A 10,163-nucleotide genomic window follows, 5' to 3' on the forward strand; every position below is an offset into this window, starting at 1 on the left:
GCCAGGCCATGCTGGCTCAGGCGAACCAGCTGCCCCAGGGTGTGCTCCAGCTGCTGGGCTAAGCCCACGGCGAAATGCAGGGATAATTGTATTGAACAAGGGGGGACCGGGTTTATACTCGGTTCCCCTTTTTATTGAAAAACGGACTGTCCAATGAAACGTTGGATGGTCCGTAAAATTGTATTTAGGTGAAATTGGGAGGACCGAGGAAAGCGGCAAAGGGGAAGGGTGACTTGCTTCCCATCTGGCCGCTTTTTCAGGGCGGGTCTATGTCGGGAATAGGAAACCCGATTTTCTGCAAACTAGATGATGTTGCACTAAAAAAATTTACAGATTTTAAAATTTGTTGTTGACTTTTTGTGAAAATTATGTAACAATAGTCTTGCGAGTGTAATAAAAATTTCATCCGAATGAAGATTGACGAGGTGTGTAACATGTACCGAGAATCCTTGACCCTTCCCTGTTCCATCATTCGCGGCGGCACCAGTAAGGGGATCTACTTTCTGGAAAGTACGCTCCCGCCCGCCGGAGCGCTGCGGGACAAGCTCCTGCTGGCGGTGTTCGGAAGTCCGGATATCCGTCAGATCGACGGCCTGGGCGGCGCAAACTCTCTGACCAGCAAGGTATGTATCATCGGTCCCTCTCAGCGGGAGGACGCCGATGTGGACTACACCTTCGGCCAGGTCAGCGTGGACAAAGCCATCATTGACTGGCGCGGCAACTGCGGCAATCTGACCGCCGGCGTAGGCGTATTTGCCATTGCGCAGAACCTTTTAAAAGTTGTGGAGCCGGAAACCCCCGTCCGTATCTATAACACGAACACTAAAAAAATTATCCACGCAGTATATCAGGTCCGTGACGGTCAGGTGCTCTCCGACGGCGACTACGCGATTCCCGGCGTTCCCGGCGCCGGCGCCAGGATTCGGATCGACTTTTTCGACCCTGCGGGCTCCATCACCGGCAGCCTGCTCCCCACCGGCAATGCCAAGGACATCATCGACCTGGGGGAGCAGGGGAAATTCACTGTCTCCATCGTGGACGCGGGCAATCCTGTGGTTTATCTCATTCCTGAGGAAATCGGGCTGAAGGGCACCGAGCTTCCCGTTGAGGTGGAGGGAATGCCAAGGGTTTTGAAGCTCATTGAGGATATCCGCAGTGTGGCGGCGGAACGGATTGGGATCGTCCCGGACCGGGCGCTTGCCACTTCTGCCTCCCCTGCTTATCCCAAAATCGGCTTTGTCAGCGCGCCCCAGGACTATATGAACCCGGAGGGGGTCCTCATCAAGGCGGAGGATGTGGACCTGGTAGCACGTTTGGCCTCTATGCAGAAAATGCACCGGGCCTATATGATTACCGGCGCTATCAGTACCGGCGCCGCAGCTCAGATTCCCGGCACAGTAGTCCACGATATCATCAGCCAGCGGGCCAAAAACTCCGACACGCTGATCATCGGCAATCCTTACGGCCCCATGGAGGTGGTCGTCACCAAGATGGACGGTAAGATTTGCAGCGAGGCAGTCTACCGCACCGCACGCAAGCTGCTGGATGGGATCGTCTATGTCCCGTACTCCCGTATCTATGGGAGTGGACACTCCGAATGACCGGAAAAGGAGGCTGTCGCATGGATCAAGAAAACAAAAAAACGGTCTTGTCGCCAGAACAGGAGGCGCGCATAAAAAACCATCAGACAAACCTGATTTCCTACACAGCGGTGACCCTCTTCGGGATTCTCATGGCGGCTGTTCTGATTCCAGGCTTTGTCAAGCTGAAAAAAATGCAGACTTTGGTCCGGAAAAATTTCCTTACATTGTGGCAGGAATCTTCATTGTTTTGGGTGCAGCCGGCTTGATCTTAGAGTGGGTTTCCATCCGGAAGGAGGGCCTGAAGCTCCCCCTTCCACAACTCCGCTTGACCCAGTATATTCCCCAGATTGTTATGGTTGCTGCCGGCTTTTTATTTATCCTGCTGGCTGATTTTCTCGGATTCCTCCCCGCTTCCATCATTTTCATTGGGTTTGTGCTCTTTTTGTTTGGCTCCCGCAATTGGAAATTCAATCTTGTCTTCGCAGTAGTTTACGGAGTGCTGATTTTCCTGCTGTTCAGTAAAATTCTCGGCATTCGGTTTATTGGCGGTCTGATTCGCTTTTAAGGAGGGACGAATATGATTTTAGATGTGTTATCCGGTTTTCTCCATATTCAGACGCTCCTGTTTGTGTTCGCTGGTGTCGCCGCCGGTATTCTGGGCGGATCGCTGCCCGGTGTCAGCCCCAGTATGACCATTTCTCTCCTGCTCCCCATTACGCTGAAGCTGAATGTTGTGGACGCTATGGCACTGCTGATGGGTGCTTACCAGGGCGCAATGATGGGCGGCTCTATTTCTGCGATCCTGATTAATACCCCCGGCACCGCCAGCGCCGCCGCTACCATGCTGGACGGCTATCCCATGAACCAGAAGGGGCAGACCAGAAAGGCGCTTCAAACCGCGCTGTATGCCTCCTGCGTAGGCGGCCTGACAGGCACCTTTATGCTGGTAGCCTTTGCAGACGGGCTGGCAAGCCTTGCCCTGCGCTTCGGCGCCCCTGAGTACTTTGGCATTATGTGCCTGTCGCTGGCCCTGATCGCTTCCATCTCCGGGAAATCCCTTCTAAAGGGACTGGTTTCTGCAACCATCGGGCTGTTTATCGCCATGATCGGCCTTGACCCCATCTACGGAACAGCCCGCTTCACCTTTGGAAACACACAGCTGAACGACGGCGTGGACCAGCTGGCCGTCTTTATCGGCTCCTTTGCCATTGCAGAACTGATGTTCCAGCTGGGGGAGGGAAAGGATGCCTTGAGCAGGAAGCCGGAGCAGCTGGATTACCGCAGCCAGGGGCTCAAGCTGAAGGAATTTTTGGGGCAGTGGTTTAATATCATCCGTTCCGGCGTGATTGGCGCTCTGATTGGGATCCTGCCCGGTGTCGGCGGCAGTACTGCGAGCTTTGTCGCCTATGCGGCGGCGCAAAAGCAGTCTAAGCGTTCCGAGGAGTTCGGTACCGGTATTATTGACGGCGTGGTGGCCGCCGAAGCCTCCAACAACGGCGTCTGCGGCGGCGCTCTGGTCCCGCTGCTGGCACTGGGGATTCCCGGCGATGTGGTCACCGCCGTCATGCTGGGCGCCTTTGTCGCTCTGGGCATTACGCCTGGTCCCCTGCTGTTCCAAAACAATCTGGATACCGTTTACGCGGTCTACATCGCTATGGCCTTTGCCATTCTTGCGCTGGCGGTCGTGGGTACTTTGGGCATCCCGCTCTTTTCCAGAATTATGCAGACCCGTAAATCCATCCTCCTCCCCGCGGTGTTCCTGATCTGCTTTGTGGGCACCTACGCTGTACGGGGAAGCTATTTCACCTGCTTCATGATGATGCTCTTCGGCATTCTCGCTTTCTTCCTTCGGAAAGGAAAGTTTCCCATTCCACCCATGATTATCGCATTTGTAATCGGGGGCTCCCTTGAGTCAAACTTCCGCCGCAGCCTTCTTTATGACGCCAATCTTGGCTGGAAAAATTTCTTTACCCGCCCCCTGACACTGGCGTTCCTGGTCGCTGCTGTCGTGCTGGCACTTCTGCTGGCGCATGGCAATAAAAAACAAACTAAGGAGGAACTCAAATGAAACGATTCTGCGCACTGGTACTCTCTGTTTGGATGATGCTGTCTGTTGCTGCCTGTGGGGCCCAGAACACGCCCGGCAGCAACCCGTCCGCTGCCGGGTCAGACCCCAACGCATCCGTCTCCAGCCCGCCGACCGCCGACCTGAAGTATCCCGAGAGCAATATCGATATGCTGGTCGGCTATAAGGCCGGGGGCGGCACCTACCTCTCCGCGCAGCTGCTGACCAATTATAACAACATCTTCGGTACCGCCATTAATCTGGTGGAACGGGCTGGGTCCGGCGGTGCGATTGCGGCGGACTATGTTGCCAACGCAGCTCCGGACGGGTATACGACTCTGTTCTGCACCGCCTCCCTCCCCATCTCCATTGTCATGGGCGACGTTGAATTTGCCCCCGAGGATCTGGTGGCAGTGGGACAGTGTACCGAGGTCTGCGCGGTCATCGCAGTTGCCGCCGACGCACCCTACAGCACGGTGGACGAGTTGATTGCCTACTGTAATGAGAACCCCGGCGAATTTGTCTGGGCCTACCCCGGAACCGGCTCCTCCCTGCATATCATGGGCACCTACGTGCTGGACGGTATGGGGATTTTGGACAAGACTACAGGCATCCCCTACGACTCTACCTCTGAGGCAATCGCCGCAATTCTGGGCGGCCACATCTCCGCGTGCAGTATGTACACCACCTCCATTGGGGACTATGTCGAGGCCGGTAAGCTGAAGATCATCGGCATCCTTTCGGAGGAGCGGGACGCCAACTTTGACTACATCCCCACCTATAAGGAGCAGGGCCTCGATATTACGCCCATCACCGTTTGGCGCGGCGTATTCGCTCCCGCCGGCACTCCCGAAGCGATTCTGAATTACCTGGACGAGAAGCTGGCTGAGATTTGCACCAGCGACGACTTCGCTGCCCGCGCCAAGGAGCTGGGGGAGACCGCCTCCTACATCGGCAGGGCTGAATTTAACGAGAAATACAAGGCAGAAATTGAGCTGTACAGGCCCATTTTGGAGTCTCTTGGCCTGGCCTGATTTGACATCAGGATGAAAAGCCCGGCGGGAATTTTCCCGCCGGGTTTTTCAATCCTGTTTTCTTTCGGTGTTTTTGAGGAATGGGGCTCTCCCCGACGGCGGTGGATTTCTTTCGGGGAGGAGAGCTCAAAAGCCCCCGTGCTGTTTAAAGTAGTTAATAATGCCGCCGCAGGCCATAATATCCACCATCATGGGGGGGAGAGGTGTGACGAAAAGCGTTTCTCCCGTGGTAAGGTTTTTCAGCTCGCCGCCGCCCACGGTGTAGGACAGCCGATCGCCCTCGGAAATGCGGTCGGTGTTGCACTCCACAATGGGCAGTCCCACATTGATTGCGTTGCGGAAAAAAATGCGGGAGAAAGTTTTAGCGGCAATCAACTCCACGCCGGCGGCCTTCAAGGCGACAGGGGCCTGCTCCCGGGAGGAGCCGCAGCCGAAATAGGTCCCCGCAACCACAATTCGATGGCCCGAGGAGACCTTCTGCTTAAAATCCGGGTCCAGATCCTCCATAGCGTGGTCGGCCAGCTCCTGAATCACCAGGGTCTTGGTGTATTTCCCGGGAATAATCAGGTCGGTACTGATATCGTTCCCATACTTGATACAATTACTCTGCATAAACGTCTCCTTTATTCCACTGGAACGGTCAAAACGCCGGTGAGGCAGGATGCCGCCAGGGTTTTGGGGCTAACCAGATAAATAAAGGCCTTGTTATTGCCCATGCGGCCTTTAAAATTCCGGTTGGCGGTGGAGAGGACTATCTCGCCGTCACCGGGAACACCGCCATGCGTCCCGACGCACGCGCCGCAGCCGGGGGTAAAGAGGGACGCGCCCGCCCGGAGCAGTTCCTGCATGATCCCCTCCTCCATTGCCTGCATCAGGACAGCTTTGGAGGCTGGGATGATTAAAAGACGCACATTTTTCGCAATTTTCCGCCCTCTCAGAACCCGTTCCACCTCTCTCAGGTCCTCGATCCGGCCGTTGGTGCAGCTGCCCAGAAATGCCATCTGAAAGCTCATTCCAGCCAGCTCCTCCACCGGAGCGTAGGCGTCCACCTGATGGGGCCTGGCCAGGCCGGGCTTCAGCTGCTGCAAGTCAACTTCCACGCAGCGTATATAGCTCGCCCCGGGATCCGCCTGAATAGCCAGGTCCCTGCTGCAAATAAAGCCCGCCTTTCCCCCCATCTCCACCACCATGTTGGCAATGGTCATACGGTCTGCCAGGGAACAGTGATCCAGATAGTCCCCATAGAACTCAAAGGCAAAGTAATTGCCGCCCGCCGCGCCGATAAGGCCTATGATATACAAAATCACATCCTTGGCACTGCAATTTGCAGGGAGTTTCCCCTTGAGATCAATGCGAATGGTCTCCGGGACCTTAAACCAGTTCTTTCCGGAATAAAGGGAGACGCCCATATCCGTCGCTCCAACACCGGTGGCAAAGGCGCCCACAGCGCCATAGGTACAGGTATGGCTGTCCGTTCCCAGCACAATGTCGCCGGCCTTGACATAATTCCGCTCCATCATCAGCTGATGGCATACCCCCTCGCCGCCTTCGATAAAGTCGATGCCCTGGTCGGCGGCAAACTGGCGCAAGAGCATATGGAGATTTGCCACCCGCTCATAGGGGGCGGGGGCGGCGTGATCCATAATAAAGTGGATCTGTTCGGGGGCGCAGACCTGTTTGCCCTCTAAGCTCTGGAAGGCCCTTACTGCCAGAGGACCGTTGGCGTCGTGCGCCATCATCACATCCACAGAACAAAAAACAATTTCCCCCGGGTGCGCTTCCCTTCCGCAATGGGCGGACAAGATTTTTTCCGCAATGGTCTGTGCGCTCATAAGGTCCTCCTCTCAGTGCTTCAGATAATTGCCGTTGACCAAATGAGGGAAAGCAAGCGTCTCCCCCGCGCTGACCGCGCAGATCTGCTGGGCGCAGCGCCTGGCCATATGGACGGAATTATCAACTGTGTTTCCGCCAAGGTGTGCTGTAATCACAACATTGGAAAGTCCTTTCAAGGGGTTGTCTTCCGTGATGGTCTCTTCAACGGCATCCAGACCCGCGCCAAGCAGGCGGCCTGCTTTCAGCGCGTCCGCCAGCGCCTCCAGGTCCGCCAGCTCAGAGCGGGCGGTGTTGATGAGAACAGAGCCCTCCTTCATCATGGCCAGTGTCTCTCGGTTTACCATATGGCGTGTGCTGTCAGTCAGTGGGCTGTGAAGGGTTATGATGTCGCTGGTTTTCCAAAGCTCCTCCTGACAGCAGCGGGTAACCCGAAGCTCCTTTTCACGTTCCTGGGGCAGTGGAAAGGGGTCGTAGTAGAAGGTCTCTGCGCCAAAGGCTTGACACAGGGCGGCGACCTTTTGGCCAATGTTGCCGATTCCAAAGATACCTACCCGTTTTCCGCCGATGGTATAGGAGCGTTTGCTGAATTCCTCCCGCTCCCATTTGCCGTCCATGATGCCGTTGGTCATGGGAATCAGATTCCGGTATACCGCCAGCATCAGGGCCAGCGCCATTTCCGCTACCGGAGCCGCATTGATCCCGGCTGTAACAGCAACGCCGATCCCCAGTTGGCCGGCAGCCTGGATATCCACCGAGTCAAAGCCTGCGCCCCAGCGCTGGATAAGCTTGCACCGTTTCAGCTTTTCAAAGCTGTCCCCCTTGATTTCCAGCGTACGCAATATCACATAATCTGCCTGACTCAGGCGGTCAAATTCATCATAGGAGGTTACATACTCCAGATGAAAGGACGGCGGGAACGCCTGATGCAGCGCTTCGCGCATGGAGGCGTTGAAGGGGCCCACTACCATTACTTGTTCCATATTCTGCCTCCTGCCGGTCAGTGCTGCTGCTCCAAAAGGTCCAGTACCCACTGGGGGGCCAGCTGGGGGAGAGGCCCGCCAGCTGCTTTGGCCTCCATGTAGGCAGCAATGCTGGCGTCCCGGTTCTGTTCATAGACCAGTTTTTCCTCCGCCTTCTCCAGCACCTGGTAAATGATCTCACGGGGGACCACGGTAACGCCGTCGGCGCCGCCTGCCACCAGATCGCCCGGCTTGACCGGTACGCCGCCGCAGGTGATGGGTTGGTTGATTTTGCCCGGATTCTTTTTCAAAACGCCGCGCTGCAGCTGTCCCCGGGAGAACACAGGAAAGTTCAGCTCCAGACAGCCGGCCTTATCCCGGCAATACCCGTCAACCACCATGCCCTCCAGCCCGACCGCCTTTGCAGCGCCCATAATGAGATCACCAAAATAGGGGCGCTCCTGACAGGCCTTGCCATCAATGACCATTACATAGCCAGACGAGGCGGAGTAGGTGGCCACGTGAATGGGGAAATTGTCTCCGTGATCCGTCTCCACCGTCAATGCGGTGCCCACCATATACAGGTTCGGGTCGGGGTTGACAGGCATTATGGCGGCTTCCATGCAGCCGTCCATGGGGATCCCCATATCCTTCATTCCGTCGCACAACAGGGCGGGATTGAGCCTCTTTGCCCGCTGGATGATGTCTTCCGGGAGAAGGTCTGGCATTGTTCCGAATTGATCCATACATATCCCTCCAAAATGAAAATAATATTACATGCACAACTATATTGTTGCAAATTTTTCTTCATTTGTCAATACGCAATTCGAACTTTTTTGGATTTCTTAGTAGTGATTTTTTCCGTCCTATGGTATACTCGAAATGAAAATAAACGCTGGGAGGAGTCGATAGGCTTGGATATCGTTGCCGACATCAAAAGGAAGCTGCCCAAACTCACCAAAAGCCAAAAACTGATTGCCGCATTGACCCTGGAGGACCCCATGGCCATAGCATTTTCGTCCATAGATCAGGCCGCTAAAACAGCCCACGTCAGCACCGCAACCATTGTTCGGTTTGCAAATACGCTGGGCTTGAACGGATACAGCGAATTGCAGGAAAAGCTGCGCCAATACTGCCAATCCCAGCTGAACCCCATTTCCAGGCTGGAAAAAAATGTGTACCACCAGAAGACGAAAAAAAGCATTCTTGACCACATATATGACGTGCAGCTCAATAACCTCCGTCTGACCTATTCTGAGGACCTGGAAGATAAACTGATGACCACCGTGCAGTATTTGAAGGAGGCCCCGCACATCTATACCTGCGGCTCCCGCGGAAGCGCCGCAATCTCCTACTATCTGGGGCATCATCTTAACCGGGTATTCGGCAATGTGGACATTCTTCCGGACGACAGCCGTATTGTGGATTTTCTGCTGCGAATCCAGCCAGGAGACCTTTTGCTTGTGTCCAACATGCCGCGATACAGCAAGGGCATCTATCACACCGCGAAAATTGCCAAGGCGCAGGGGGCAAAGATTGTCTCCATTACAGATTCCCTCGCCTCACCTTACGACAGCATCAGCGATATCCTTCTCCCTGCCAGCTGTCACAGCAGTGACTTTCACAATTCCCTGCTCTCCGCTATGCTCATTGCCGAGATGCTGATTACGCTTCTGATTTCCGGCGATATGACAGAGGCGTCTGCCCGGTTGAATCAAATGGAGCCCCTGTTTCAGGAAATGGACATTTTTTTATAACCCCGGGGGCCCCATAGAGGCGGAAAACGCCATCCACATCACGGAAACTATCACTGCGGCCGCAGGGCCGCAGTATTGTGGAGGGCATATGAACCCAAATAGGCTCTGAGACGTTTGTCGAGGTCCGGCAAAAAACGACAAAGAGCCTTGACATTTCCCTTCCATCCGTCCATAATAAAAATTAGAATAAGTCTCCGCCCAAGGGGACCCGGCGTTTGCACCCTTGGGGCGGGGACATTTTAACACATTGTGAAAGGGTTGCAGATGAATATGATGTGGAAAAACAGGATCACAAGGAGTATTGCTCTGGTTTTGGTTTGCGCTCTGCTGGCAGCAGGTCTTTCCGGCTGCGGTGGGGCCCCTGCCCAGGTACAGCCTCGGGAACAAAACTCCGCCAGCGGCCCAAAATCCCCGGCCAGTGAACTGTCCCCGAGCGAGAGCCGGGAGGAGGAGGCACAAGGCGAAAGCGCCGCTCTGGAGCAGAACAGTGAGCCAAACAGTTCCTCCAGCAGCGGCGCCTACCAAAGCACCAGCCAGGATCGAATCAGGCGGCTCCTGGAGATGCAGGCGCAGCAGAACAGCGCATCCTCCTCCAGCGGCAGCTCCGAGGCGTCCTCATCCTCCAGCGGAAGTTCTGAAGCTTCCTCGTCTTCCTCCTCCAGCAGCGGCGCCTACCAAAGCACCAGCCAGGATCGAATCAGGCGGCTCCTGGAGATGCAGGCGCAGCAGAACAGCGCATCCTCCTCCAGCGGCAGCTCCGAGGCGTCCTCATCCTCCAGCGGAAGTTCTGAAGCTTCCTCGTCTTCCTCCTCCAGCAGCGGCGCCTACCAAAGCACCAGCCAGGATCGAATCAGACGGCTCCTGGAGATGCAGGCGCAGCAGAACAGCGCGTCCTCCTCCAGCGGCAGCTCCGAGGCTCCATCTTCCACCTC

11 protein-coding genes are annotated in these 10,163 nt (G+C 55.6%); 7 read left to right on the top strand and 4 right to left on the bottom strand.

Annotation, left to right across the window (positions count from 1 at the left end):
* The first annotated feature begins 434 nt into the window (after positions 1–434).
* From D1646_RS19785 to D1646_RS19805, 5 genes are read left to right on the top strand one after another with little or no spacing between them, the layout of a single operon-like run.
* Positions 435–1,601: a PrpF domain-containing protein gene (locus D1646_RS19785; RefSeq protein ID WP_201754775.1), complete on the top strand. Its 1,167-nt coding sequence runs from the start codon at positions 435–437 to the stop codon at positions 1,599–1,601.
* A 20-nt stretch (positions 1,602–1,621) separates the two neighbouring features.
* A complete protein-coding gene (locus D1646_RS19790) occupies positions 1,622–1,849 on the top strand; it encodes a hypothetical protein (RefSeq protein ID WP_160638107.1) in 228 nt (75 codons plus the stop codon).
* The gene (locus D1646_RS19795) at positions 1,810–2,148 is read left to right on the top strand and encodes a tripartite tricarboxylate transporter TctB family protein (protein ID WP_160638108.1); all 339 of its coding nucleotides are present in this window, start codon (positions 1,810–1,812) and stop codon (positions 2,146–2,148) included. The genes D1646_RS19790 and D1646_RS19795 overlap by 40 nt, the downstream gene beginning before the upstream one ends.
* 12 nt (positions 2,149–2,160) lie before the next feature.
* A complete protein-coding gene (locus D1646_RS19800) occupies positions 2,161–3,651 on the top strand; it encodes a tripartite tricarboxylate transporter permease (protein ID WP_160638109.1) in 1,491 nt (496 codons plus the stop codon).
* Positions 3,648–4,682 (top strand): tripartite tricarboxylate transporter substrate binding protein, encoded by a 1,035-nt coding sequence (locus D1646_RS19805; protein WP_160638110.1) that lies wholly within the window; start codon positions 3,648–3,650, stop codon positions 4,680–4,682. Before D1646_RS19800 ends, D1646_RS19805 begins: the two co-directional genes overlap by 4 nt.
* Positions 4,683–4,808: 126 nt before the next feature.
* Here D1646_RS19805 and D1646_RS19810 read toward each other — a convergent pair whose 3' ends face one another.
* Genes D1646_RS19810 through D1646_RS19825 form a run of 4 tightly spaced genes read right to left on the bottom strand, consistent with a single transcriptional unit; the run spans position 4,809 to position 8,220 of the window.
* Entirely contained in the window at positions 4,809–5,294 is a 486-nt protein-coding gene (locus D1646_RS19810) for a 3-isopropylmalate dehydratase small subunit (RefSeq protein ID WP_160638111.1), read from the bottom strand.
* A gap of 11 nt (positions 5,295–5,305) precedes the next feature.
* The gene (locus tag D1646_RS19815; RefSeq protein WP_160638112.1) at positions 5,306–6,514 is read right to left on the bottom strand and encodes a 3-isopropylmalate dehydratase large subunit; all 1,209 of its coding nucleotides are present in this window, start codon (positions 6,512–6,514) and stop codon (positions 5,306–5,308) included.
* A gap of 12 nt (positions 6,515–6,526) precedes the next feature.
* Positions 6,527–7,495, bottom strand: a complete 969-nt coding sequence (locus tag D1646_RS19820) for a 2-hydroxyacid dehydrogenase (protein WP_160638113.1) — start codon at positions 7,493–7,495, stop codon at positions 6,527–6,529.
* Between the two features lie 17 nt (positions 7,496–7,512).
* Entirely contained in the window at positions 7,513–8,220 is a 708-nt protein-coding gene (locus D1646_RS19825) for an RraA family protein (RefSeq protein WP_160638114.1), read from the bottom strand.
* A gap of 168 nt (positions 8,221–8,388) precedes the next feature.
* Here D1646_RS19825 and D1646_RS19830 point away from each other — a divergent pair, with 168 nt between their 5' ends.
* Positions 8,389–9,231, top strand: coding sequence for a MurR/RpiR family transcriptional regulator (locus tag D1646_RS19830; RefSeq protein WP_160638115.1), 843 nt, complete (start codon positions 8,389–8,391; stop codon positions 9,229–9,231).
* A 312-nt stretch (positions 9,232–9,543) separates the two neighbouring features.
* Positions 9,544–10,163 (top strand): hypothetical protein (locus D1646_RS19835; protein ID WP_201754776.1); only part of this gene is annotated, 620 nt, incomplete at its 3' end.

The sequence above is a fragment of the Pseudoflavonifractor sp. 60 genome (assembly GCF_009911645.1).
GTDB lineage: Bacteria > Bacillota > Clostridia > Oscillospirales > Oscillospiraceae > Lawsonibacter.

Bases quoted from the DNA above. Each gene is read 5' to 3' on its own strand.
- D1646_RS19785 (WP_201754775.1), top strand. From the start codon at position 435: ATGTACCGAGAATCCTTGACCCTTCCCTGTTCCATCATTCGCGGCGGC.
- D1646_RS19790 (WP_160638107.1), top strand. From the start codon at position 1,622: ATGGATCAAGAAAACAAAAAAACGGTCTTGTCGCCAGAACAGGAGGCG.
- D1646_RS19800 (WP_160638109.1), top strand. From the start codon at position 2,161: ATGATTTTAGATGTGTTATCCGGTTTTCTCCATATTCAGACGCTCCTG.
- D1646_RS19805 (WP_160638110.1), top strand. From the start codon at position 3,648: ATGAAACGATTCTGCGCACTGGTACTCTCTGTTTGGATGATGCTGTCT.
- D1646_RS19810 (WP_160638111.1), bottom strand. From the start codon at position 5,294: ATGCAGAGTAATTGTATCAAGTATGGGAACGATATCAGTACCGACCTG.
- D1646_RS19815 (WP_160638112.1), bottom strand. From the start codon at position 6,514: ATGAGCGCACAGACCATTGCGGAAAAAATCTTGTCCGCCCATTGCGGA.
- D1646_RS19820 (WP_160638113.1), bottom strand. From the start codon at position 7,495: ATGGAACAAGTAATGGTAGTGGGCCCCTTCAACGCCTCCATGCGCGAA.
- D1646_RS19825 (WP_160638114.1), bottom strand. From the start codon at position 8,220: ATGGATCAATTCGGAACAATGCCAGACCTTCTCCCGGAAGACATCATC.